20 protein-coding genes are annotated in these 25,290 nt (G+C 64.0%); 16 read left to right on the top strand and 4 right to left on the bottom strand.

What is annotated here, in order from left to right; translation table 11 throughout:
- Positions 1–45 precede the first annotated feature (45 nt).
- The 11 genes from V5279_RS35330 (at position 46) to V5279_RS35280 (ending at position 11,841) form a co-directional block, all read left to right on the top strand.
- Positions 46–1,593 (top strand): class I adenylate-forming enzyme family protein, encoded by a 1,548-nt coding sequence (locus V5279_RS35330; RefSeq protein WP_338691621.1) that lies wholly within the window; start codon positions 46–48, stop codon positions 1,591–1,593.
- 52 nt (positions 1,594–1,645) lie between these two features.
- Positions 1,646–2,383 carry an SDR family oxidoreductase gene (locus V5279_RS35325; RefSeq protein ID WP_338691620.1) on the top strand — a complete coding sequence of 246 codons (738 nt, stop codon included), beginning with the start codon at positions 1,646–1,648 and terminating at the stop codon, positions 2,381–2,383.
- A gap of 12 nt (positions 2,384–2,395) precedes the next feature.
- Positions 2,396–3,577: an acyl-CoA dehydrogenase family protein gene (locus V5279_RS35320; protein WP_338691619.1), complete on the top strand. Its 1,182-nt coding sequence runs from the start codon at positions 2,396–2,398 to the stop codon at positions 3,575–3,577.
- 83 nt (positions 3,578–3,660) lie between these two features.
- Positions 3,661–4,791, top strand: a complete 1,131-nt coding sequence (locus V5279_RS35315; protein WP_224741151.1) for an acyl-CoA dehydrogenase family protein — start codon at positions 3,661–3,663, stop codon at positions 4,789–4,791.
- Positions 4,792–4,808: 17 nt separating this feature from the next.
- The gene (locus V5279_RS35310) at positions 4,809–5,996 is read left to right on the top strand and encodes an acetyl-CoA C-acyltransferase (protein WP_338691616.1); all 1,188 of its coding nucleotides are present in this window, start codon (positions 4,809–4,811) and stop codon (positions 5,994–5,996) included.
- 21 nt (positions 5,997–6,017) lie between these two features.
- The gene (locus V5279_RS35305; RefSeq protein ID WP_338691615.1) at positions 6,018–7,028 is read left to right on the top strand and encodes a nitronate monooxygenase family protein; all 1,011 of its coding nucleotides are present in this window, start codon (positions 6,018–6,020) and stop codon (positions 7,026–7,028) included.
- Between the two features lie 12 nt (positions 7,029–7,040).
- The gene (locus V5279_RS35300) at positions 7,041–7,814 is read left to right on the top strand and encodes an enoyl-CoA hydratase-related protein (RefSeq protein WP_338691614.1); all 774 of its coding nucleotides are present in this window, start codon (positions 7,041–7,043) and stop codon (positions 7,812–7,814) included.
- A gap of 40 nt (positions 7,815–7,854) precedes the next feature.
- Positions 7,855–9,015 (top strand): iron-containing alcohol dehydrogenase, encoded by a 1,161-nt coding sequence (locus tag V5279_RS35295; RefSeq protein WP_338691613.1) that lies wholly within the window; start codon positions 7,855–7,857, stop codon positions 9,013–9,015.
- Between the two features lie 27 nt (positions 9,016–9,042).
- A complete protein-coding gene (locus tag V5279_RS35290; RefSeq protein WP_338691612.1) occupies positions 9,043–9,849 on the top strand; it encodes a glutathione S-transferase in 807 nt (268 codons plus the stop codon).
- 39 nt (positions 9,850–9,888) lie between these two features.
- Positions 9,889–10,590 carry an SDR family NAD(P)-dependent oxidoreductase gene (locus tag V5279_RS35285; protein WP_338691611.1) on the top strand — a complete coding sequence of 234 codons (702 nt, stop codon included), beginning with the start codon at positions 9,889–9,891 and terminating at the stop codon, positions 10,588–10,590.
- 48 nt (positions 10,591–10,638) lie between these two features.
- Positions 10,639–11,841 carry an ABC transporter substrate-binding protein gene (locus tag V5279_RS35280; RefSeq protein ID WP_338691610.1) on the top strand — a complete coding sequence of 401 codons (1,203 nt, stop codon included), beginning with the start codon at positions 10,639–10,641 and terminating at the stop codon, positions 11,839–11,841.
- Positions 11,842–11,865: 24 nt separating this feature from the next.
- On the opposite strand, the gene V5279_RS35275 is transcribed toward V5279_RS35280, so the two are convergent.
- A complete protein-coding gene (locus tag V5279_RS35275; RefSeq protein ID WP_338691609.1) occupies positions 11,866–13,422 on the bottom strand; it encodes a glucosamine inositolphosphorylceramide transferase family protein in 1,557 nt (518 codons plus the stop codon).
- A gap of 15 nt (positions 13,423–13,437) precedes the next feature.
- Entirely contained in the window at positions 13,438–14,628 is a 1,191-nt protein-coding gene (locus tag V5279_RS35270; protein WP_338691608.1) for a glycosyltransferase family 4 protein, read from the bottom strand.
- A gap of 289 nt (positions 14,629–14,917) precedes the next feature.
- Between V5279_RS35270 and V5279_RS35265 the strand changes: the two genes are divergently transcribed.
- A complete protein-coding gene (locus tag V5279_RS35265) occupies positions 14,918–17,005 on the top strand; it encodes a GumC family protein (protein ID WP_414645870.1) in 2,088 nt (695 codons plus the stop codon).
- Positions 17,006–17,073: 68 nt separating this feature from the next.
- On the opposite strand, the gene V5279_RS35260 is transcribed toward V5279_RS35265, so the two are convergent.
- Positions 17,074–18,420, bottom strand: a complete 1,347-nt coding sequence (locus V5279_RS35260; RefSeq protein ID WP_248114299.1) for a lipopolysaccharide biosynthesis protein — start codon at positions 18,418–18,420, stop codon at positions 17,074–17,076.
- Between the two features lie 497 nt (positions 18,421–18,917).
- On the opposite strand from V5279_RS35260, the gene V5279_RS35255 reads away from it, so the two are divergent.
- Positions 18,918–20,138, top strand: coding sequence for an FAD-dependent oxidoreductase (locus V5279_RS35255; protein WP_248114300.1), 1,221 nt, complete (start codon positions 18,918–18,920; stop codon positions 20,136–20,138).
- A gap of 330 nt (positions 20,139–20,468) precedes the next feature.
- Here the strand turns inward: V5279_RS35255 and V5279_RS35250 are convergent, their stop codons facing one another.
- A complete protein-coding gene (locus V5279_RS35250) occupies positions 20,469–21,599 on the bottom strand; it encodes a GNAT family N-acetyltransferase (protein ID WP_338691607.1) in 1,131 nt (376 codons plus the stop codon).
- A gap of 486 nt (positions 21,600–22,085) precedes the next feature.
- Here V5279_RS35250 and V5279_RS35245 point away from each other — a divergent pair, with 486 nt between their 5' ends.
- From V5279_RS35245 to V5279_RS35235, 3 genes are all read left to right on the top strand, one after another.
- Positions 22,086–22,898, top strand: coding sequence for a WecB/TagA/CpsF family glycosyltransferase (locus tag V5279_RS35245; protein ID WP_338691606.1), 813 nt, complete (start codon positions 22,086–22,088; stop codon positions 22,896–22,898).
- 78 nt (positions 22,899–22,976) lie between these two features.
- Complete coding sequence (locus V5279_RS35240) at positions 22,977–24,260, top strand: O-antigen ligase family protein (RefSeq protein ID WP_224741259.1); 1,284 nt, start codon at positions 22,977–22,979, stop codon at positions 24,258–24,260.
- Positions 24,257–25,282: a glycoside hydrolase family 5 protein gene (locus V5279_RS35235; RefSeq protein WP_338691605.1), complete on the top strand. Its 1,026-nt coding sequence runs from the start codon at positions 24,257–24,259 to the stop codon at positions 25,280–25,282. The genes V5279_RS35240 and V5279_RS35235 overlap by 4 nt, the downstream gene beginning before the upstream one ends.
- The last annotated feature ends 8 nt before the right edge of the window (positions 25,283–25,290 follow it).

Below are 25,290 nucleotides of genomic sequence, written 5' to 3'. Positions count from 1 at the left end.
CAAGCCAACAAATCAAGCCCGAAGGGCTGCGACAGGGAGGTTTCAGTGCAGGCGTCGACGCAGGTGGCTGAAGGAAGTGTGGAAGGCTTGCCGAACCGCATCCACGAGGTGATCGATCACCATGTCGCGGCGACGCCGGATCATCCGGCGCTGGTCGACGACAAGATGCGGCTGAGCTATCGCGAGCTCGATCGAACGGTCGGCCGCGTCGCCGAAGCCTTGCAGGCACTCGGCATCCGCGCCGGCGACCGCCTGATGATCGTCAGCGAGAATTCGATTCCGCTGGCCTGCCTGCTGCTGGCGGCGAGCCGGCTCGATGTCTGGTCGATCGTGGTCAATCCGCGGCTATCACCGCGAGAGCTCGATCAGATCAGGGATCACAGCGGCGCCCGCCGGGTGCTGCTGACTGCTGACGTCTCGCAAGAGGCGGCCACGCACGCCGCGCGCTATGAGGCTTCCGTGCAGGATGTCGGTCCGCTCCGCGGCATCGCGGTCACGGGCCTGAATCTGGCAACGGTTGCCGAGCCGGTCGAGGCCGATGGCGCATACCAGGTCGCGGTCCTGATCTACACCTCCGGCACCACGGGCGCGCCAAAAGGCGTGATGCTGACCCATCGCAATCTCTTGTTCAGCGCCCGCGGCACCGCGGCCTTCCGCAAGATGGCGGCCGATGACGTGCAGTATTGCGTGCTGCCGATCTCGCATATCGTCGGCATCTCGCTGCTGACGATGACCCTGATGGTCGGCGCCACCGTGCGCCTGGTCGCCAAGTACGATCCGGCCGCGCTGGTCAAGGCGATGGCCGAGGAGGGCATCACGATCCTGAACGGCGTGCCCGCGACTTATCAGCGTCTGCTGGAATATCGCCGCAATGCCGGCCTGCCGAAGCTCGATCGCGGCCGGTTGCGCGTGATCTCGGTGGCCGGCGCGCCGCTCGATCTCGAACTCAAATCCCGGGTCGAGCAGGAGCTCGGGCTGTCGCTGCTCAATGGCTACGGCATCACCGAATGCTCGCCGGGCATCTCCGGCGTCCGGCCCGACAACCCGCGGGCCGACCACGCGGTCGGCACTGTCATGCCGGGCCTGGAGGCCAAGCTGGTCGGCCGCGATCTCAAGCCCGTGGGCGACGGCGAAGTCGGCGAACTTCACGTCCGCGGCCCGAATGTGATGCGCGGCTATTACCGCGCCCCCGATCTGACCGCCAAGGCGATCGACCCCGACGGTTGGTTCAACACCGGCGATCTCGCCCGTTTCCAGGGCGGCGCCCTCTACATCGTCGGGCGCACCAAGGAGATGATCATCCGCTCCGGGTTCAACGTCTATCCCGCCGAGATCGAGGCGGTGCTGAGCACGCACGACGCCGTGGTGCAGTGCGCCGTGGTCGGCCGGGCGGTCGAAGGCAATGAGGAGGTTGTCGCCTTCGTGCAGCTGATCAAGGGCTCAACCGTCACCGTGGCGGACCTGATGGCCCATGTTGCTCCGCAACTGACCTCGTACAAGCGTCCGTCGGAGATTATCCTGATGGATGCTCTGCCCGCCACGTCGACGGGCAAGCTGCTGAAGCACAAGCTTGCGGAATCGTTGCGCAGTTGAAGCTGACGCGTCGTCCGCAGAACAGTTCACTCAGACAAGACCGGAGACCACCATGCAGAAGAGAAACAAGACGGTTGCCGTCATTGGTGCCGGTGATTTCATCGGCGGCGAGATCGCCAAGAAGTTCGCCTCGGAGGGCTTTACCGTCTTCGCCGGCCGCCGCAACGGCGACAAGCTGACGCCGCTGGTCAAGGAGATCGAGGCGGCAGGCGGCGAGATCCACGCGCGCTCGCTTGATGCGCGCAAGGAGGAGGAAATCATCTCCTTCCTCAACGACGCCGACAAGCATGCGCCGCTCGAGGTCTGCATCTTCAACATCGGCGCCAACGTCAATTTCCCGATCCTGGAGACCACCGAGCGCGTGTTCCGCAAGGTCTGGGAAATGGCCTGCTATTCCGGCTTCCTGGCGGGGCGGGAGGCGGCGCGGCTGATGACGGCGCGTGGCGAGGGCAACATCTTCTTCACCGGTGCGACCGCGTCGTTGCGCGGCGGCAGCGGCTATGCCGCCTTCGCCAGCGCCAAGTTCGGCCTGCGTGCGGTGGCGCAGGCGATGGCGCGCGAGCTCGGACCGAAGAACATCCATGTCGCGCATCTGATCATCGATTCCGGCGTCGACACCGAATGGGTGCGGCAGCGCCGTATCGAGGCGCTCGGCCCGAACGCGCTCGACAATCCCGATCTGCTGATGCCGCCGGCTTCGGTCGCCACGTCGTACTGGCAGCTCTACCAGCAGCCGAAGAGCGCCTGGACCTTCGAGCTGGAAATCCGGCCCTTCGGCGAAAAGTGGTAGGGAGTTCGGCAGATGGAGCTCGCGCTCTCCCCTGAAGATGCGGTGTTTCGCGACGAGGTCCGCGCCTTCATCAAGGACAATTATCCGGCGGAGATGCGCGTCCCCAATCCGGAGACCGACCTCTCCAAGGAGCAGATGCTGCTTTGGCATCGCATCCTGCACGACAAGGGTTGGATCGCGCCGCTCTGGCCGAAGGAATATGGCGGGCCCGGCTGGTCAATCACCCGCCGCTTCATCTTCGAGCAGGAGACGACGCGGGCCGGCACGATGCCGCCACTGGCGTTCAGCGTCACCATGGTCGGCCCGGTCATCTACACTTTCGGTAACGAGGAGCAGAAGGCAAAATTCCTGCCGCGTATCCTCTCCGGCGAGGACTGGTGGTGCCAGGGCTATTCGGAGCCGGGTTCCGGCTCCGATCTCGCCACCGTTCGCACCAAGGCGGTGCGCGACGGCGACCACTACATCGTCAACGGGCACAAGACCTGGACCACGCTGGCGCAGCATGCCGACTGGATCTTCTGCCTGGTTCGTACCGATCCCACTGCGAAACCGCAGTCCGGCATTTCGTTCCTCCTGATCGACATGAAATCGCCGGGCGTCACCGTGCGCCCGATCATCACCATCGACGGCTCCCACGAGGTCAACGACGTCTTCCTCGAAGACGTCCGCGTCCCGGCCGAGAACCTGATCGGTGAGGAAAACAAGGGCTGGACCTACGCAAAATTCCTGCTCGGCAATGAGCGCACCAGCATGGCCGGCATCGGCCGCTCGACGCGCTACATCGAGCGGTTGAAGACAATCGTGAAGGCCGAGATCCCGGAAGACGATCCGGCGCATCTGGAATTCATCAGGGACATCGCCCGCGTCGAGCTCGACGTGCTGGCGCTGGAGGCGACCGAGTTGCGCGTCGTCGCCCAGATGGCCCGCGGCATCGATCCGGGACCGGCGGCGTCATTGTTCAAGATCCGCGGCACCGAGATCTTCCAGGACATCACCGAGCTGACGCATCGCGCGATCGGCAATTACGGGCTTGCGATCCGCGAGCATCCGGCTAGCGCCAACCACTTCATGCCAGGCCCGGACTACGGCCACACGGCGTCGGAGAAATATCTCAACTCACGCAAGCTCTCGATCTACGGCGGCTCCAACGAGATCCAGCGCAACATCATCGCCAAGGCGGTGCTCGGTCTCTGATCCGGACAAGCGGAGATCATGCTCAAACAAGAAGCTAAAGCGCATCTCATCGCGCTTTCGCAACAGCGGCACGAGAGGATCGGATGGATATCCAGTTCACCGAAGAGCAGGAATTGTTGCGGTCCAGCGTCCAGCGGTTACTGCGCGACCAGTATGATTTCGACGCCCGCCGCAAGATCGTCGCCAGCGAGGAGGGTTTGGGCCGCAGGCAATGGGCTGAATTCGCCGAGCTCGGCCTGCTCGCGGCGCCGTTCTCGGAAGCCGCCGGCGGGCTCGGCGGCGGGCCGCTGTCGACCATGATCATCATGCAGGAGTTCGGCCGCCATCTTGTGGTCGAGCCGTTCGTCGAGACGGTCGTGGTGGCCGGCGGCCTGATCGAGCAAGTGGGCTCCGATGCGCAGCAGCAGGCCTACATCGCCGACATCATCGCTGGATCAAAACTCTGGGCGCTGGCCTGGACTGAGAAGGGTTCGCGCTTCGATCTCGCCACCGTCACCACGACCGCGCGCCGGGAGGGCAGCGACTATGTCATCACCGGCGAGAAGACGGCGGTGATGGCCGCGCCCTGGGCGGATCATCTGATCGTCTCCGCCCGCACCTCGGGCCATCGTCACGATCGCGGCGGCGTCAGCCTGTTCGCGGTCGATCGCCGCGCCGCCAATCTCGATCTGCAGAGCTTCAAGACGATCGATGGCCGCCGCGCGGCGGAAATCAGCCTGCGCGGCGTGCGCGGCGAGTTGCTTGGCCAGGAAGGTGGGGGCGTCGCGGCGCTGGAAGCGTGCCGCAACCAGGCGATCGGCGCGCTCTGCGCCGAGACGGTCGGCGCGATCGGCGAGCTGAACGCGGCGACCCTGGACTATTCCAAGACGCGCAAGCAGTTCGGCGTCACGATCGGCAGCTTCCAGGTGTTGCAGCACCGGATGGTCGACATGTTCATCGCGCATCAGGAGACGCTGTCCCTGATGCAGCATCTCAGCCTTAGCCTGAACGAGGGCGAGGCCGGCATTTCCCGGCTCGCCTCGGGCGCCAAGTCCAAGATTGGCTATGCCGCCAAGTTCGTGGCGGACCAGGCCGTGCAGCTGCACGGCGGCATGGGCATGACCGACGAGCTCAATGTCGGCCACTACTTCAAGCGGATTTCCTCCATCAACATCCAGTTCGGCGATCCCGCCTACCACGTGCTGCGCTTCGCGCAGCTCGACGCGGCCGCCTAAGCCAGAGAGAGGCAAGCATGTCACAGGATGCAGTCATCGTTTCCACCGCGCGCACCGGCGTCGGCAAGGCCTATCGCGGCGCGCTCAACAACACCGACGGCCCGACCCTGGCCGGCCACGTCATGGCCGAGGCGGTGAAGCGCGCCGGCATTGCGCCGGGCGAGGTCGAGGATGTGGTGATGGGCTGCGCCATGCAGCAGGGCACCATGGTGATGAATGTCGCGCGCAAGGGCGCGATCCGCGCCGGACTTCCGGTCACTGTTGCCGGCACCACGATCGACCGGCAATGCGCCTCCGGCCTGCAGGCGATCGCGGTTGCCGCGCGGTCGGTGATGCTTGACGGCGTCGAGATCGCGATCGGCGGCGGCATCGAGTCGATCAGCTTGGTGCAGAACGAGCACATGAACCGGTTCCATGCCGTCGACGACGAGCTGATGGCCATGAAGCCCGAGATGTACATGTCGATGCTGGAGACGGCCGAGGTCGTCGCCGAGCGTTACGGGATCGGCCGCGACAAGCAGGACGAATACAGCCTGGAGTGCCAGCGCCGCGTCGGCGCCGCGCTGCAGGGCGGCCGTTTCAACGACGAGATCGCGCCGATCACGACCAAAATGGCCGTGGTCAACAAGGACACCAAGGACGTCAGCTATCAAGAGGTGACGCTGGCCAGGGATGAAGGTCCGCGGCCGGACACCACGGCGGACGGTCTCGCGAAGATCAAGCCGGTGTTCGAGGGCAAGACCATCAGCGCCGGCAATGCCAGCCAGCTCTCGGACGGCGCCTCGGCCTGCGTGATCATGAGCGACAGGATCGCCGCGCAGAAGGGCCTGAAGCCACTCGGCATCTTCCGCGGCTTCGTCGCCGCCGGCGTCGAACCGGACGAGATGGGCGTCGGCCCGGTCGCCGCGATCCCGCGGCTGTTGAAGCGGCACAACCTCAAGATCGACGACATCGATCTCTGGGAGCTCAATGAAGCCTACGCGGTGCAGGTGATCTATTGCCGCGACAAGCTCGGCATCGATCCGGAGAAGCTGAACGTCAATGGCGGCTCGATCGCGATCGGCCATCCCTATGGCATGACCGGCGCGCGGCTCACCGGCCACCTCCTGATCGAGGGCCGTCGGCGCAAGGCGAAGTATGGCGTGGTGACCATGTGCATCGGCGGTGGCATGGGCGCGGCCGGCCTGTTCGAAATCGTCCATTGATCGGAAACGCGGGAGAGACTTGTGAAGACAGCAATCACTGAACTGTTCGGTATCCAGCATCCGATCATCCAGGGCGGCATGCACTATGTCGGCTTTGCCGAGATGGCGGCTGCGGTCTCCAACGCCGGCGGCCTCGGCATCATCACCGGCCTGACCCAGAGGACGCCGGAGCTGCTGGCCAAGGAGATCGCGCGCTGCCGCGACATGACCGACAAGCCGATCGGCGTGAACCTCACCTTCCTGCCGAGCTTTACCGCGCCGCCCTATCCGGAATACATCGCGGCGATCCGCGAGGGCGGCGTCAAGGCGGTGGAGACCGCGGGCCGTAGCCCGGAGCAGTACATGCCGGCGCTGAAGGCAGCCGGCATCAAGGTGATCCACAAATGCACCTCGGTGCGGCATTCGCTGAAGGCCGAGAAAATCGGCTGCGATGCGGTCAGCGTCGACGGCTTCGAGTGCGGCGGCCATCCCGGAGAGGACGACATCCCAAACATGATCCTGCTGCCGCGTGCGGCGGACGAGCTGAAGATCCCCTTCGTGGCCTCGGGCGGCATGGCCGATGCGCGCAGCCTGGTCGCGGCACTGTCGATGGGCGCTGCCGGCATGAACATGGGCACGCGCTTCATCGCCACCAAGGAAGCGCCGGTCCATGCCAATGTGAAGCAGGCGCTGCTCGATGCCGACGAGCTCGATACCCGCCTGGTGATGCGCGCGCTGCGCAACACCGAGCGCGTGCTGAAGAACAAGGGCGTCGACGAGCTGCTCGAAATCGAGCGCGAGAAGGGCGCCACGTTGAAGATCGCGGACATCCACGAGCAGGTCGCCGGCGTCTATCCGAAGGTGATGATCGACGGTGAGATGGATGCCGGCGCCTGGAGCTGCGGCATGGTGGTCGGCCTGATCCACGACATCCCGACCGTCAAGGAGCTGATCGACCGCATCATGACCGAGGCGGAAGCGATCATCCGGCAGCGGCTGACCGGCTTCCTCGACGGCAAATTTGAAACCAGGCCGGCCCGTGCGGTCGCCTAACCGGAGAGTGCCATGACCGAGCATGTCAAGGTTGAGATCGCAGCCGGCGTCATGACGCTGACGCTGCGGCGGCCGGAAAAGAAGAACGCGCTGACCGGCGCCATGTACAATGTCATGTCCGCGGCACTCAAGCAGGTGGAGGCGGATGCCTCTGTCCGGGTGATCCTGTTCCAGGGCGACGGCGACAGCTTTACCGCGGGCAATGATCTGGCTGACTTCGCAAGCCAGGCGCGCGGTGAAAGCACTGTCGACAGTCCGGCCCACACTTTCATCGAAACCATCAGCAAGGTCGGCAAGCCGATCGTCGCGGCGGTGCAGGGCAATGCGGTCGGTGTCGGCACCACCATGCTGCTGCACTGCGACCTGGTCTATCTCGCCGAGAACGCGCGACTGATCACACCCTTTGTCAATCTCGCTCTCGTTCCGGAAGCCGCATCCAGCTGGCTGCTGCCCTTGAGGATCGGGCATGCGCGCGCCTATGCGATGTTTGCGCTCGGCGAGCCGATGGATGCGCAGGGCGCACTGGCATCCGGCCTTGCCAATGCCGTGGTGCCGCAGGCCGATCTGCGCAAGAAAGCGCACGACGCCGCGGTCGCGCTGACCAAACGGCCGGCGGGTTCGCTCAGCATGACCAAGCAGCTGATGCGCGAGCAGCAGCGGATCGCGGCGCAGATCGCCGAGGAAGGCGTGCTGTTCAAGGAGCGGCTGACGACACCGGAAGCGCGCGAGGCCTTTGCCGCCTTCGCCGAACGGCGTCAGCCGGACTTCACCAAGCTGTCGGCCTGACCGGCGGCGTAACTCACGGACACATCGAGGGAGTGAAAGCATGGGCTTCGTCGGCAGCCATCAATACCCCAGCATGGAATCCGTGATCTACGGCAGGCCGGCGGCCGAGGCGCTGCGCGAGGAGGCCGAACGGCTGGGCGCCAAGCGCGTCTATCTGATCGCGAGCCGGACGCTGAACACCACGACCGACGAGGTCGAGAAGATCCGCAAAGCGCTCGGTGATCGCCATGCCGCGACCTTCGACGGCGTGCCGCAGCACACCACGCGGGATGTGGTGACGCAGATCGCGCGACAGGCGAGCGAAGCCAGGGCCGACCTGGTCGTCGCCATCGGCGGCGGCTCGGTGGTCGACGCGGCGAAGATCGTGCTGATGTGCATGGAGCACGAGATCTTCGAAGCTGCCGGGCTCGACGGCTTCGAGACTACGCCGGAGCGCCGCTTCGGGCCGTTCCGCAACCCGAAGGTCCGGATGATCGCGATCCCCAGCACGCTGTCGGGGGGCGAGTACAATTCCGGCGCGCTGGTCACCGACACCAGCCGCAAGCTGAAGCAGATATTCAACCACCCGATGATGATGCCGCGCAGCATCATCCTCGATCCCGCGATCACGAAATACACGCCCGAAAAGCTCTGGCTGGGCTCCGGCACCCGCGCGATGGACCACGGCATCGAGGCGATCTGCTCCAGCCGTCCCAACGTGCTCGTCGACGCAGTGTGCCAGCAGGGGCTGCGCTATCTGCACGACGGCCTGCTGCGCACCAAGGACAATCCGGACGACGAGGCGGCGCGGCTGAATTGCCAACTGGGCTCGTGGCTGTCGGCCTTCGGCTTGCAGTCGCGGGTGCCGATGGGCGCAAGCCACGCCATCGGCCATGTCCTCGGCGGCACCTGCGACGTTCCACATTATTTCTGCACCGCGGTGATGATGCCGAGCGTGCTGCGCTACAACCGTCCCGCGACGGAGGCCGCCCAGCAGACGATCGCCGCCGCGCTCGGCGCGCCGGGGCGTGACGCCGGCGAGGCGTTCGCCGGCTTTATCGCCGAGCTCGGCCTGCCGCGACGGCTGGCTGATGTCGGCGTCGGCGAGGACCGTTTTGAGCTGATCGGCCGCAACGCCATGCTGTCGATCTTCACCCGGGCCAACCCGCAGCCGATCCGCGAGCCCGGCGATGTCGTTAAGATCCTGAAGCTCGCCGCCTGAGGCCTGTCGCAACGGGAGCAGTCCACAATGGCTGACCTGCGTATATTCTCTTACTTGCCGAACCCACGCGTCTGGAAAGCAACCATCGCGGCGCGGTTCTGCGGCGTCGATGTCGAGGTCCGTGGTGCCTCCGGCAAGGAATTGCGCGACTGGCTGTGGGATTACGATGCCCATCCGCTGACGGAGCACGAACGCGCCTCGCTGTCGTCGCTGGCGCGGACCGGCCGGGTCGGGTTGACCGGCGCACAGCTGTTCAAGACCGATGCGTTCATGGCAGCACAGCCGTTCGGCAATGTGCCCGCCGCATTCGGCGCCGACGGCAAGGTCGGCATTTTCGAATCGAACAGCATCATGCGCGCGGTGGCGCGGCTCGGTGAGGCGAAGTTCGCCCTCTATGGGCGCGACGCCTACGAGGCGTCCAGGATCGACAGCTTCCTTGACGTCAGCCTGGTGTTCGCACGGGACACGCAGATCTATCTGTTGGCGTTGTCGGGTGGCACCGTCGATGCGGCGATTCATGCGCGCGCCAAGGACGCGTTCGCAATCTATGCTTCCGGGATCGAGCAGGCATTGTCGCCGCGACGCGAGACGCTGGTGGGAACCGGTATCTCGATTGCCGACATCTGCCTTGCCGCCGAACTCGCGCTGTTCACGAACGAGCACGGGCGGGCCGAGCAATTGCGCGAGCAGGGGTTGGAGAGAATCCTGCACCCGGGCGTGCAGGATGACTATCCGCTGATGTTCGCCCACTTTGCGCGGTTGCTCGAGCACGCGCATTTTGCGCCGGAGCTCAAGCCCTATGTCGAGAAGCTGCGGTCGAAGGCGGCCGCCTGAGCATGAAACCTGTTGGCCACAACGCGGAGGGGTGATCGCATGACCGCACCTGTTTGTTTGATCTCCGGCGTAGGACCCGGCACGGGCTCAGCGCTCGCCAGGAGATTCGCCGAAGGCGGCTATCGCGTGGCGCTGCTCGCCAGGAACGAGGAACGCCTCGCCGCGCTCGAGAAGCAACTGCCGGGCGCAAAGGCCTTTCGATGCGACGTGTCCGACCCCGCGCAGGTCGAGGCGGTGGCATCAGAGGTGGAGCGCGATCTCGGCAATCCCGGCGTCGTGATCCACAACGCCGTCGGCGGCGCGTTCGGCACCTTTCGCGAGATCGATCCGCAGATTCTCAATCGCAACTTCCATGTCAACACGATGGGGCTGTTGTATCTGGCACGGCGCTTTACCCCGGCGATGATCGGGGCAGGCAAGGGCGCCATCGTTGCGACCGGCAACACCTCGGCGTTGCGTGGCAAGGCTGGCTTCGCAGGCTTCGCGCCGACCAAGGCGGCGCAGCGGATTCTCGCCGAAGCGATGGCGCGCGACCTCGGGCCGCAAGGCGTTCACGTCGCCTACGTCGTCATTGATGCGGTGATCGATCTGGAGTGGACGCGGAAGCGCTGGCCGGAGCGGCCGGACGATTTCTTCATCAAGCCGAAAGCGATCGCTGACGAGATCTGGCACGTCGCGCACCAGGATCGCAGCGCGTGGTCGTTCAATGTCGAGATCAGGCCGTTCGGCGAGGCCTGGTAGGCCCGACGCGACGGGTTGCCTCAAACTCATAAAACCAAGGGGAGTTGCATGTTGTTGAGAAAGTTTGCAGTTTGCATTGCGGTTCTCGCGGCCTTTGCCGCGGCTCCCGTCCGCGCCGAAACGCCTGGTATCTCGGAATCGGAAATCAAGATCGGGGCGACATTCCCGTTCAGCGGCCCGGCATCTCCGCTCAGCAATACCGGCAAGGGCCTCATCGCCTATGTCAACTCCATCAATGATCGCGGCGGCATCAACGGCCGCAAGATCAACCTCATCACCTATGACGATGCCTATTCACCGCCCAAGGCGGTGGAACAGACCCGCAAGCTGATCGAGAGCGACGAGGTCGCGTTCCTGTTCAGCCCGCTGGGAACGCCCGGCATCGGCGCAACCATCAAATACGTGACCGCAAAGAAGGTGCCGCACCTCTTTGTCGTGAGCGGCGTGACCAAGTTTGCCAACTTCGCCGAGTTTCCGCTGACGACCACGGGACTGCCGAGCTACAATACGGAAGGAAAGATCTACGCCAAGTACATCGCCCAGACGGCGCCCGACGCGAAGATCGCGATCCTCTACCAGAATGACGATCTCGGCCGTGACTTCGTGACCGCCTTCAAGGAAACCCTGAAGGGCGAGTTCGACAAGAAGGTGGTGACATCTCCCTATGAGGTCACCGAGCCCACGATTGACTCCCGCGTCGTGACGCTGAAGTCGTCCGGCGCCCAGGCATTCCTGATCGCCGGCACGCCGAAATTCGCCGCGCAAGCGATCAAGAAGGCGAGCGAGATCGGCTGGTCGCCGCTCACCATCGTCAATTACGTGTCGAGCTCGGTGTCCTCGACCATCGTGCCGGCCGGAGCGGATAAGGCGGTTGGCGTCGTCGTCGCGACCATCGCGAAGGATCCGAACGACAAGAAATGGGCCGACGATCCCGGCATCAAATGGTATCGCGCCCATTTCGAGAAGTATCTTTCGGGTGCCGATATCGGCGACAGCAACTATCTGTTCGGGACCCAGCAGGGCCAGATCCTGGAGCAGGTGCTGAAGCAATGCGGCAACGACCTGTCGCGCGAGAACATCGTGAAGCAGGCGCGCAACATCAAGGGGCTTGTGCTGCCGACGCTGATGCCCGGCATCACGGTCAACACCGGGCCCGACAACAGCATGGCCTATACGCAACTTCAGCTGCAGCGCTGGACCGGGAGCTCCTGGGAGCAGTTCGGCGGCGTGCTGAGCGCCGAGCCGAACTGAGCCGTTACATCGATGGCCGGTGCGCTAGTGGAGCCGTCGTGCGATCGGCTTCGCTGGCGCGCTGTGCCAGTTCCATTGCGATGATCGGTCGCTCGACCGCAGGCTCGCCATGAACGCCGTGGTCTTCGGCTGCACCCGCGAGCCGTCGATCACCTCGAGCTGGCCGCACCGGTTGAGCGTGTGCAGCTTCCGTCCGCTCCACGGCGGCCCGGGCTTGAGCAGGTGGCGGACCGCTTGCTTGTATGTCGTCGGCGACAGTTCAAGCACTTCCGCAAGTCCCAGCGCCGCGCCGTAGCCGCTGCTGCAATCCTGCACCGGGCGCCACAGCTTTCCGTCGACGGTCACGAAGTTTCCGGCCGGCCGCGTGCTCGCACGATCCATCAGGATCGGATTGCTCGCATGCGGCTGCCAGGGGCCGAGCAGCCGGTCCGCGTAATAGATCGCCAGCGTGTCGGAATATCCGCCGGTGCCATCGCGCCAGGCGCCGAACATGTAGTGCAGACCATCGTGCTGCGTGATAGTCACGTCGGCTAGCTCAAGCCCGGACAGCAGCGTGCCGTGCCGCTCCCATTTGTCCGGAAAGCGGATGCATTTGTAGAGCGGGACGTCCCGATGCGCGGTGCTCTCCGGGATCATCCAGAGCTCGCCATTGTCCTCGATCAGGAACGGGTAGGACAGGTGCCACGGCTCTTCGAGCACGGGCATCACGGTGCCGACCGGGCCGTTGCCGTCGAATTCGATCGCCGAGATGATGCCCTTGCCGACCCGGTGATCGAGATCTTCGAAGAACACGAACGTCCTGCCCTGCCATTTCACCGGGACGGGATCGGCATAGAAGTGGTTGCCGGGATCGCCGAGCACCTTCCAGGCCGGGCCGGACAGGTCACCGGTGCGCCAGACATCCGCGTTCTCGGCGTAGCGCCATCCGATATGCCAGTGCGGCGCGTAGCAGCACAGCCGATAGATTTCCTTGGCGATCGAAGTCGCCACGCCACGCACGACAAACGGCGCGGGGTTGCGCGGCGCGCCGGCGCTCGCCGGAGCAGCGAACTGCGGCACCAGCCGCGGAACTCCCGACAGAATCGGAGGCAGCATGGACAGCGTGCGTGCCATCACCGTTTCGAGCCCGCCACTTAAGCCGGCTGCGATTTCCGCGGAGGGATGGCCGCGGTCCATGACCGTGCCGTCGCGCTCGTTGACGATTTCAATCACCGGCAGGTCGCCGGCGAGAATCGCCGCCAGCGCCGCATGCTCTCCAGCGCCGCCGTTGAACCGCGGACGGAGATAGAGCGTGGCGGCGCAGTCCGGATCGCGCCCGACGCTGGTGAAGTCGACCACCACGTCGGGGTTGCCCGCGCGCGGCCGCTCCGGAAGCGTCTTCAGCCGGTCGGCGCCGCCGGCCTTGCCCTTGCGCAGGACGATGCGTTCGAGCTCGAACAGCATGTCGAGGCCGGTCGGTCGAGGCTCCGGCGTCGTGGTCCAGGCGATTTGAACGGGAATATCCTGATCGTTGACGCGCAGCTTTTCGCGGCACATCCAGAGCCGCGGCTGCTCGCGATCGCAGCGGAACTCGATAATCATGTCCAGCCCAACTTCCTAGTGCGCGTCCGCCCCCACGGCGTTGGCGAGAATGCGGACGTATTCCTCTATCATGGCATCCAACGAATAGCGCGACTTCAGGCCCACGGCGCTTTGCCGCAGCTGGTCGCTCAATACACGATCGGTCAGGATCTTCGATACGGCGGCCGAAAACTCCGCCTCATCAGCAGCGTCAACGAACACCGCCGCGGGCTGTCCCTGGCAGGACAGCACCTCGCGCAGAACGGGAAGATCGTTGACGACGCAGGGAATGCCGGCACTCGCGGCCTCGACGGCGGCGAGGCCGAAGGTTTCGGCCTGCGTGGGAAACACGAAGACGTCGAGGCAAGCCAGGAAGTCGGCCATCTGGCGCGGCGGAATCTCGCCGATGAGGTGCAGCCGGTCGGAAACTTTCAGTTCATCGGCCAGCGCCCTGAGCCGTGCTTCATCGGCGCCTTGGCCGGCGAGCGCAACGTGCCAGGACGGGTCGGCGGCCAGCAGACGAAGTGCTGCATCGAGCCGCTTGTGCGGGTGCAGCCTTGCCGCGCAGCCGAGCAGGGTACGGTCCGGCGGCAGCTTGAACTGCTGTCGTGCAACGTCCTTCGGCAGGCTGTGCGACTTGTCGTCGAAGCCGTGCGGCACGTGCTTCATCCGCGCGCGATAGGGCGCCGGATAGCGGGCGTATTCACGCTCCATATCCCGCGAGTTCAGCGTGATGCACTGGAAGAAGCCGGTAGAGCCCATGATGATGTCGGCGGCGCGCACCGGCATGCTCATCGACATCGCCGAGGATACCTGGTTGGCGATCACGGGGGCGCGGCTGATGAGGCGCGACACGCCTCCGCCGATCACGTTGCCGAAGTGCTGGAAGGTCAGGACCACATCGGGCCGGATGGTCCTGAGATGTCCGGCGAGCGTCCACAGCATCCGCAGCAGCGCCACCGGATTTCCCGGGCGGCTCGACGCGCAATAGAACGTATTGGGCGGTTCGTCGAAGGAATCCGATTTGCGGAAGAAGAACAGGTTGGCGACGTCATAGCCGCGCGCGGTGAGGCCGGCACCGAGCAGCCGCGATATCTCCTGCGCGCCGGCGTTCTCGGCCTGGGTCTGCACCAGGACAACACGCAGCTTCTTCCTGCTCTCGTTCGGTCGATCGCGCGACGCGGCCGATGCCTCGCGCAATGCTGTGCTTGGCGTGTATTGGAGCACGGATTCCTCACCCGTTGAAGGAATGGATTCGCCCCCTTCATTTTTGCGCGCGTTCCTATCACGCGAAGCGTGCTCGTGCACCGGGTAGCGCGGGTTGAGGTTACTGCTCATTTAGTGCGATCGGACATGGTCAGCAATCAAAAGCGCAATCAAAAGGGATTGTCTCACACATAGGGTACAACTGGCTCGTTAACTAATTGGTTACGGCCGCGTAAGGAGGGGTAACCGCAGATTAACCATAGATATTTACGTTGGAGCAGTACTGTCAGTTGAATTCGAGTTTGAACCCATGAAGTTCGGTAGCCGCGTAGGCCCGAGACGTTCCGAAGCCACGGAACCCGCAGCGTCGTGGGAAAATGCCGGCGTGCCGGCCGGCCAATCTTCCGCAGAAATCACCAAGGGCGTGCTTAGCCTTGCCGGCGTGGTCGGCTTTTTTCGCGAGAACGGTCAACGCATTCTGATGCTCGCCGCTGTGATCTTCGCGGTCGGTGTCATCTTGCTGATGTTGATCCCGGCGCGTTACGCGGCGACTGCGCTTGTCGTGGTCGACCCGCGCGAGCAGCGCGTTACCGCCGATCAGGACGTGCTGCCGGGGATCGGGCAAGACGCCGCAGCGCTGCAGAGCTATGTCGAGATCGCCAAATCGGACGGATTTCTCGGGCCGCTGATCGACCAGCTCAAGATCGCCGAGGACAGCGACATCTCCGGCGGCAGGACCGATCCCACCCGCCTGCTCGACCGGTTTCGCAACCGGCTCGATATCTCCAGGCGCGGATTAACCTATGTGATCGCCATCAAGTTCACGTCCAACGACCCGCAGCGCGCGGCGTACTACGCCAATGCGGTGGCCGAGGCGTTCGTCGCCAGCCAGCGCGGAACCCGCAGCGTGGCGACCGACGAGGCGGCCGACTGGCTGAAGAGCCGGCTCAAGGCGTTGAACGACCGCCTGCGGTTGTCGGAAGATGCCGTCGCCAAATTCAAGCTCGAGCACCGGATCGTCAACGCCGGCAAGGAATCGACCACGCAGCAATTGCGCGTCACCGATCTGACGCAGCAGGTCGCCGCCGCGCGCGCCCGCGCCGAAGAGGCCAAGGCGCGCTATGAGCAGTCGCAACGCGACCTGAAGGCCAATGTCGACGGCCCGGTCAAGCAGGATCTGCTGAGCGTGCTGCGTGCCCAGCGGTCCGCCCTCAACGACCAGATCGCGCAGAAGCGTGCCGTGCTCGGCGATCGCCATCCCGACCTCGTGATGTCGCTCAGCCAGTTGAGCGACCTCAACCGACAGATCGAGATCGAGCGAAAGAAGAACATCGACACCGCGAAGTCGGAATACGAGGCGCAGCGCGACCAGCAGAAGGCGCTCGAAGACCAGCTGAAGGCGGCCGAGCAGCAGATCCTGGTCGATGGTCAGGCGCTCGTTAAGCTGCAGGAATTGCAGCGCGACGCCGACGCCAACAAGAACATCTACGAGCAGTTCCTCTCGCGCTACAGGACGACCGACGAGCAGCGCGGTTTGCAGAGCTCGCAGACCAAGGTTGCATCGCCGGCGACGCCGCCGGTGCGTTCGACGCTTCCGCCGCTGCCTCTGCTGCTCGTCGCACTCGCGATCGTTTCGCTGCTGACGTCGACGGCGATTGTCGCCATTCCCGGTCTGAAGCCGTTTCCGATCAAGGCCGTTCCCGTGCCGCGTCGCGCCGAAGCGCCGCCCGCGCCGCAGCCTGCGCTGCTGCCGGGATTGCCGGTGCTGGCCCGCATTCCCAACATGGTGTCGCCGGATGCCGTCAGGAGCGTCTGGCAGACCCCGATTGCAACGACGGCCGAGCCCGATCTCAGCCCGCATCTCCAGCTGCTGATCGAGAACATCGAGCAGCTTCCCGGAGACCACGGCAAGGTGGCGCTGCTGCTGTCGGTCGAGGCCGGTGCGGGCGGCAGCACCGTCGCACGGTCGCTGAACCGGTCCGCCGTCAAGAACGGGACGCTCAGCGTCCTGATCGAGATGGAATCCAGGCGTGCCGAGGCCGCGCCGCCGCAAGGCTCGGGGATCATCAAGGCCGATCTGCCGTCCGTCGTCGAGCTGCTGGGCGCCAGCAGCAGGGCGCCGCCATATCCGCCGGACGATATTCGCGGCGATTTCGGCCTGATCATCGTCGATGCATCGTCGCTTGCGATGCAGCCGGCTGCGGTGGCGCTGGCGGCCCATGCCGATCTGGTGATCCTGGTGGTTCGCGAGGGTGCCGCCAACGCGGCATCCGTCGCCAAGGCGAGAGCTGATCTATCGAGGTCCGGTTCGGTGCCGACAGCGCTCGTCGTCAACCGCGTGGCCGGCAATGCCGCGGTTCGCGGCCGTCAGGGCGAAGCCCTGGGATTGGCAAGCTGAAGAGGCTCCAACTTTCTTTTGACGCGTTTTCCTCACGCGAACCGGTGTCCACTTCGCTCGAAAACGCTTTAGTCCTTGCTATCGGCGACGCGGACTGCGTAGGCGCCACTCTTCGACGACGCCAGATGCGTCAGCACCAGGATTGACGGATCGACGCCGGTCCGGCGGCGGCACAGCACGTTGAGGGCGATGGTGGTAAGCACGAGCGACACGGTGGCCGCAATCGCAGCGCCGAGCACGCCGAGCCAGGGGATCAGCACGACAAATCCCACCAGCCGCAACGCCACGTTGGCGGCGACGACCGGAACATAGTCGCGTTCATGCCCGGTCAGTTGCAGAACCGCGGCGGACGGTCCGCCCGCCGCCTGGAACGCCGTTCCGATTGCGAGCACGATCAACACCCACTGCTGCGCAGCGAAATGCGGCCCGAACAGGCCGAGCAAATAGGGGGCGCCGACCCAGACGATGACGAGGCCGCTGAGCACGCAAAGCGCGGTCACCTCGGCCATCAGCTTCAGCGTATGTTCGAGTTCGCCGTGATTCTTGCTGAAATACAGCGAGGGGAGCCGACGCGCGCCGAACGTGTAGAGCGCAGCCGAGAGCATGGCGAAGATGTTCGCCAGACGCGAGGCGGCGAAATAGACGCCGGCCGTGGCCGGATCGAGCATCCAGTAGACCAGGATGACGTCGAAATACTGGTTGGCCGCTTCAAGAATGGATGAGAGCCAGAAGCGGAACGCGCTCCGGTTCCAGCGTGCGGTCTCGAGGCGCGCGGTGACCGCGCGCAGGTTCGGCAGCGCGCGCACGACGGACACGATCTGCACGGCAAGCCCTAGCGCCATCGCGGCCGACATCGCGGTGAACAGCTCGGCCGGGGTGAGCTGCCGGTGGCCGAGCAGCACCGCGATCAGGAACAGGACAACGGCAACCCGCCAGAAGAACTCGCGGTTGCCTTCCCCCATCAGAATGCTGACCAGGGATCGCGCGATCTGGCTGCCGAGCATGAGCCCGGCATTGACGGCCGCAAACGCCGAGACCGACAGGACCAGCAGCCACCACTCGCCGCGAACGACCGCCGCCGCCGCGATCGCGGCGATCGAAATCAGCATGCCGACCGCGGAGTACTTCAGGCTCGACAGCAGGACGCCCTTGGTGAGATCGGCCTGGCCGCGCACCTGGTATTCGTTGAGGAAGCGAACGAGCAGCAATTCCTGGCCGACCAGGCCCACAACCGATGCGATCTGGGCGACGGAAAGCCAGGTAGCAAAATCTCCAAACGCGTCGGCCGTCATGGTCCGCGCGGCCAGCGAGAACAGCGCGAATGCCAACCCGCCGCTACCAACCTTGAGCAGGATGGTCCCGGCAACGCCGCGCGTCACATCGCGCCGTAGCAGTTGGAGAACAGAGGCAATCACCAGAGATATCTCAATATCCAGTCAGGCTGTCGACCGTAGCAATCGGTCAAGTCGCGAGTGTTAATGTTGTCTTGCTAAGATTCCGTTCCTTCCGGCTGGCCTCCGCGCGCCTCGCGGTTGTGAACCAGGTCAATCCGTCGCCTTGCTCCATTCTGGAACGGCGTCGCGCGCGCTGTCTCCAAACGGTGCAGATCGGCGTTTCTCCGAAGTTCGGTCCAAAGGCGAGGAGCGCGCCGGGTGAGGCCGCGTCTGCGTGCCAAGGGCGTCCGTCGAGGCTCCATGGCCACGCGATAGACCCGCCATCCTGCTGGTAAGCCTCCAAGAGATCGGTTTCATGACGGTCTTTGGTGCAAGCCATGTGCCGAGAGCCGGCCGATCGCAGTCGGCACGTTTTCATTAACCTCAATAATGGAACTCGTCGTGTTCGTTGGGGAAGGCGACACGGCAGGCAGGGAAATTGCAGTTCTGCGATCAATTAGCCGTTGGAGCGGACAAACATGATTGCCGAGGAAAGCACGACCATGCCGATCGCGACCTGCGAGGCCGAGGTCATCGAAGCGGATGTCGCGATCGTGGGCGCCGGTTTGGCGGGCTCGCTTGCGCGAGCCGTCCTTGCCCGGGCCGGCTACCGGGTCGTCCTGATCGACAAGCGCGCGATTCCTCCGGACGAATTCCGCGTCGAAAAGATCGCGGGACGGCAGATCGACATCCTGCGCCGCCTCGGCTTCATCGACGATGTCGAGGCCGTCGCCGCGCCCTATGACAGGGTGCTCAACATCAGGGACGGCAGGCTGATCGATATCGGCGTCGGCCGGTCCTACGGAATTTCCTATGCCAACCTCGTCAACATGGCCCGCGACCTGACGCCTGATACGTCGAGCTTCCTGCTCGACCAGGTGACCAATGTCAGCTGCAGCGACGATCAGCAGCAGTTGACGCTTGCCTCCGGTAAACGCGTCGTCTCGCGTCTCGTCATTCTGGCGACCGGCATGGCGGGCGCGCTTGGCTACAGTCTCGGCATGCGCCGGCAGATGCTTGCCGCGCGCCACTCGGTTTCGTTCGGCTTCACGATCGCGCGGCCGGACAACGCGCCGTTCGATTTCGATGCCCTCACCTGCTATGGCAAGAAGGCGGCCGACGGCGTCGACTATCTCAGCCTGTTTCCGATGTCGGGAGGCATGCGGGCGAACCTGTTCATGTTCCGCGATCCGACCGATCCGATCATGCGCGAGCTGCGCCGCGACACCAGGCGGACGCTGCTTCGTCTGATGCCGGGGTTGGAGACCTATCTCGGCGACTTCCAGGTTGTCGGCCCGGTGCAGAACTGGGTCATGGACCTGACCGCGACCGAGGGCCACCTGCAGCCGGGCGTCGTGTTGATCGGCGATGCCTATCAGACCAATTGTCCGGCCGCCGGAACCGGCGTCAGCCGTCTGCTGGTGGATGTCGAACGTCTTTGCACGCACCATGTGCCGCGCTGGCTCGAGACCGACGGCATGGGCACGGAGAAAATTGCGCAGTTCTATTCCGATCGAGACAAGCTCGCCGCAGACCAGCTTTCGCTGCAACTGGCGCGCTACCGGCAGGACTTGACATCGAACACCGATGCACGCTGGACGATGCAGCGGAAGCTGCACTTCCTGCGCCGCGCGATCGCGCATCGGGTGGACCGAATTCATCCGGGATGGGTGATGCGCGTCCGCAGCGCGCTGCGTTAAAGCGTATTCGGGCGAAGTGGGCACCGGTTCGCGTGAAGAAAACGCGTCAAAGCAAGAACCCAGAGCTATGGCGCCGCACACTCGGTGTCGTCCCGGCGAAAGCCGGGACCCATAACCACAAATATTTGTGGCGCAAAGGCTGGGGCCCCAGCTTGTTCTAACGACAGCCATCGGTGGTTATGGGTCCCGGATCGCGCGGAGCCTGTCATCGGGCGGCGCTTCGCGCCGACCCGTTGGCTTGTCCGGGACGACGACTGAGTTTTTCCTGAACTGTAGCGCGAGGCGCCCGCAAAAAACGCCTGGCTAGCTCTTGGCAAACTCCTGGCGGCGCTACCGCGTGCCGGTCGAGGTGCGGATCGGCCTGATGTCGGTCACCCGCTTGGCGGCCTGCTTGATCCACGGCGCCTGTTTCAGCGCAAACAGGGCAAGCGAGCCGGCCGCGCTGCCGGCCTGCGTCACACTCGACATCGGCGTCGGCTGTCCCCCGAACTGCTTCTTGTAGGGTTCGTCACCGATGGTGAAATCGAGCACCCGATCGCCGCGCTCGATGCAGTCCCGCGCGACCCGTTCGAACGTCAGCGCGCCGATCGACTGGCTCTTGTATCCCTCGATATCGAATGCCGTCATGACGACGAGGAGGCTGTCGCGGTGAGATAGCCCAAGGGCGGTGGCGATGACCTCGCCGTCCATCTTCATGGCATAGAGCCGCGCAAAGGCGCCGGCGCCGCGCAGCGCCACGCTCGAATAGAAATCGAAATATTCCGGACGCTGCAGCAGGTCGCCATCACCATGCGCCTGGAACCGCGGACCGCGAAACTTCTTCATCACCTCCATGGCCTCGCCGATGGAAGCGCTGTCGTCGCAACATGAGAAGGTGAGGGTGCCTTTCTTGTGGATCTGGCGCCATTTCTTTGCCAGCTCCTTTTGATAGGACTTCCCCAACGCGTTGATCTGCCATTGCTCGAACGGCGCAGACAGGACCGTCGCGTAGGCGTTGGTATCCATCAAGCTGCGGTGAGGCGCTCCGAGCAGATTCTCGATCGGCATCTTGGCATCGAGCAGCTTCGGTATGCGCAGCAGATCGAATGGCCGGACCAGGTGTCGAAGTCTCTCGCAGGCCCGCTCGTCCCGCAGCAGCTCGGCAAATGTCGCGATGCTGCAGACCGGCGACAGGTAGTCTGACACACGGAGGTCCGCGAATTCGATCGTGCGCATCGGCCCGCGGCGCACGCGCAGCAGCGGCAGCACAGCCGCCAGCGCCTTGCTTGCGCGATGCCTGACAACGACGACCAGCGGCTTCGCAGCCGCGGCGGGCGCGAGCTTGCGATAGAGGCTGTCCAGCCACAGCGGATGTTGGAAGGCGGTCGCGTCCGATCCTTCAAACAACGTCGCGTATTCTTCGGACAGGAAGTCGAATGCGTCGTCGATGCAGACATCGAACGCGTCATCATTCTTATTCATGCGAAACCAAACAAACGGGTTTTCAAAGTGCCGATCGAGCCGGCGTGGATACCCTTATAGCAAAGGCTGATGACGTCGGGCACCGGTAGAATACGATTTGTATTAATGTAGTGCGTCGACCTTTGCGCATTGTTGCTGATCGAAGGTTCACCGCGGTGAACCGATCGCGTGTGACGCCTCATCTGTCGGTATCGTTAATAATCCGGTTGCGGCCTGAGATCATCACGCATCGCGCGGCTGGCACGCGGCTGGACCGGATATTGCAGTTATGGGCAGGTAAGCACTGGAGCCCTTGGTGAAATGTTGACTAACAGCCAAAACGCCCGCATTTCGGATGCAATTTCGCCCGCGCGCGCCGATCGCGAGCGGACGCGGCGTCTCAATTCAGACACGGCTGCTCCAGCTGTCCGGATTTGCAACACTTCGGGTGACCAGCAGCCGGCTGCATCGGCGGATCCGCGGGCCGGTTCATCGCTGCCAGGCGGAATGCGGGAGCGTCGCATCAATCCTGTCGGCAGGGCTGCGACCGCCGGCGTTCCCCGGGCAACCATTGGCGGGCTGCGGCTCGCCGTGCTCGATCGCGAGCAGACTGCGGGTTTCATGGTCGAGATGGTGCACCCGCAGCGGCGGGTCAACCGTCCGCTGTATCTGACCTCGGCCAATGGCGAGGTGCTGTCGCGCTGCTCGACCGAGCCGATGACCGATCGGTTGTTCCGCACCGCCGACCTGATCAATGCCGACGGGCAACCGCTCGTCATGGTGTCCAAGCTCCGGTCATCGAACCCGCTGCCCGAGCGCGTCGCGACCACCGACCTGTTTCATAACGTCGCGCGCAAGGCGGAGGAGCTCGGGCTCACCTTCTATTTACTCGGCGCCGACGATGCCGAAAACAAGGCGGCAATCGCCAATGTCCGCCGGGCCTATCCGGACCTCAAGATCGTCGGCCATTCCCACGGTTATCTGCGCGGCGACGCGCTGCGGGCCAAGGTGGACGAGATCAATGCGCTGGCGCCGGACTTCCTCTGGGTCGCACTCGGCGTGCCCTACGAGCAGGCTTTCGTCGATGAATTCATGCCGCAGCTTGGCAATGTCGGCGTCATCAAGACGTCGGGCGGATTGTTCAATTTCCTGTCGGGCTCGCGGCCGCGCGCGCCGAGGTGGATGCAGATCGTGGGACTCGAATGGGCCTGGCGGCTCTGGCTCGAGCCGCGCCGGTTGTTCTGGCGCTATTTGACGACCAATCCGCATGCTCTTTATCTGCTGTTCAACCGGACCCGATCCTCGTCTAGCAAAGACTGAAGCCTACCGCGTGCAATATGCACTCCGGCCCGATCCACCGGAGTGCCGAGCTCATTTGATGAGCGGAGTACAACCGATATGGACGGACGTGCGCTCGATAGCTCGACCTGGCAGGCGCCCAGCGTCGAGGCGGAAAATTTCGCAAGGACCGTCGTCAACTGGTCGATCACCATCAACGTGATCATGTCGATGGGGACCTTCCACGCCGCGTTGCTTCCGACCGAGTTGACGCTGGTGCAGCAGGCCATAGCCCTCTTGATGTGGGGCGTGCTGATCTATGCCAGCCTGTTCATCCGTCCGTGCCTGCGGCTGGCCTTCAATCTCGACACGCTTGCGGTCATCGCGTTCTACGCGTTCGCCACTATTTCGGTGTTCTGGACCAATCTGGGCGGTGCCGCCCTGATGAAGGCCGCGGCGCTCGCGATCACGACGCTCGGCGCGTTCTGTATGATCACCCGCGTCGACATCGACGACATCGTGAAAGCGACGACCCGCGGCCTCTTCGTGCTGATCGCGGCCTCTGCGCTCTGTGCCGTGGTTTTCCCGGATATCGGGGTCGATGACAGCTGGATGCACATGGGGCAGTGGCAGGGTGTCTTCGAATCGAAGCAGACCCTGGGCTTTGCCGGTGCCTATCTGATGTTCTTTGCCTGTTATCGCAAGATAACCGGACAGGGATGGTTGCCCTTCCTCGTCACCTTCGCGCTCGCCTCGACCTGCGTCATTCTCTCGGAGTCGCGCGGCGCCGGCGCCCTGGCGCTGGTTGCCTGTGCGCTGGTGCTGACGTCGCTGTGGTCCGTCAGGTGCATGCAGGTCTACGCGATCCTGCCATGCGTGATGTGCGTCGCGGCCGTGCTGCTGATCCTGTATTTCTATGCGACCGGATACGACTCGATCCACGTCTTCGATACGACGATCGATTTCACCGAAAGAACCTTCATCTGGCAGTACGCCATCGGCCATTTCGACGACGCGCCGCTGTTCGGATTTGGCATCAACGGGTTCTGGACCAATCCGGCTATCTACGATTATTTCAACCAGAACCACGGCTGGGTGCTCGACAACTATCACAATGGCTATATCGCCATTCTGATCGAGACCGGATTCCTGGGCTATTTCCTGTTCACGGCAAGCGTCTTTCTGTTCTCCTACAAGGTGCTTTGCCTGATCGCGGAGCGCGCGATCGATCGTCTGCATTGTGCACTGATCATCGGGTTCGTGTTTCTCAACTGCCAGACCAACTTTACCGAGACGGTGTTCCTTCGTTCGACGATGTTCACATCGGTGCTGCTGATTGCGTTCTTCCTTGCCGTCTGTCGGCCGGTGCCGTCATCGCGTGCGCACGAGCTGGAGCAACCATGACGGCGTTCCGATCGATTTTGCAGGGAACCTTCAGCGCGCTCGTGGCGGCGGCGCTGTCTGCGGTGCTGATCTCGCCGGCGAATGCCGCGGGGCAAGGCGCGTCGCCGGACGTCGCGGCACTGGGGCGCGGCATCAATATTCTCGGCTATGACGGCATCTGGGAAGGACACCAGAACGCGCCTTTCCGCCTGGAAAACCTCAATACGATCCGCCAGGCCGGCTTCTCGCATGTCAGGATCAACTTCTTCGGCTTCAGGCACATGGATTCGGGAAACATCCTGGATGAAGCCGTCTTGCGGCGCCTCGATGGCGTGATCGAGGAAGTGCTGGCGCGGAAGCTGATCCCGATCCTCGATGAGCACGACACCGACCTCTGCCAGCGCGACGTGCCGGAATGCACGGTGAAGCTCAAGGCGTTCTGGCGCCAGATCGCGTCGCGCTATGCCAGAAAGTATCCGAAGCTGGTGTTCGAGGTCCTGAACGAGCCCGGCGGCAACATGACTTCGGCCGAATGGAATGCGCTGCTCGGCGATTGTCTCGCCATCATCAGGCGGACGAATCCGACGCGCAGTGTCGTTGCGGCCGTCCTGAACACCGATGAGCTGCCGGTTGATGAATTGGCACTGCCACCCGGCGACAGAAATCTCATCGTTACGTTCCACTATTATGCGCCGATACGATTCACCCACCAGGGTGCGCCTTGGTCAGCAACATTCTCGAAGATCGGCCCGCTCAACTGGGGCTCTGCGGAAGACGAGGCGAAGGCCGCCGCCGATTTCGACAAGGTCCGGTCCTGGTCGGAGAAGGAGATGCGTCCGATCTATCTCGGCGAGTTCGGCGTCTACGAGCGCGCGCCGGCGGAGAGCCGTGCGAAATACCTGTCGTTCGTGGCGAGACGCGCCGAAAGTTTCGGGTGGGCGTGGGCCTATTGGCAGTTCGATCACGATTTCGCGGCATTCGATGGCGCCCGGCAACGCTGGAACCGCGATATTCTCCGCGCGATCATTCCGTCGGTCCGCTAGTCCGCCTG

The sequence above is a fragment of the Bradyrhizobium sp. 26S5 genome, from assembly GCF_036923295.1.
GTDB classification, from domain to species: Bacteria; Pseudomonadota; Alphaproteobacteria; order Rhizobiales; family Xanthobacteraceae; genus Bradyrhizobium; species Bradyrhizobium septentrionale.
This window is presented reverse-complemented; position numbering and strand designations above follow the sequence as displayed.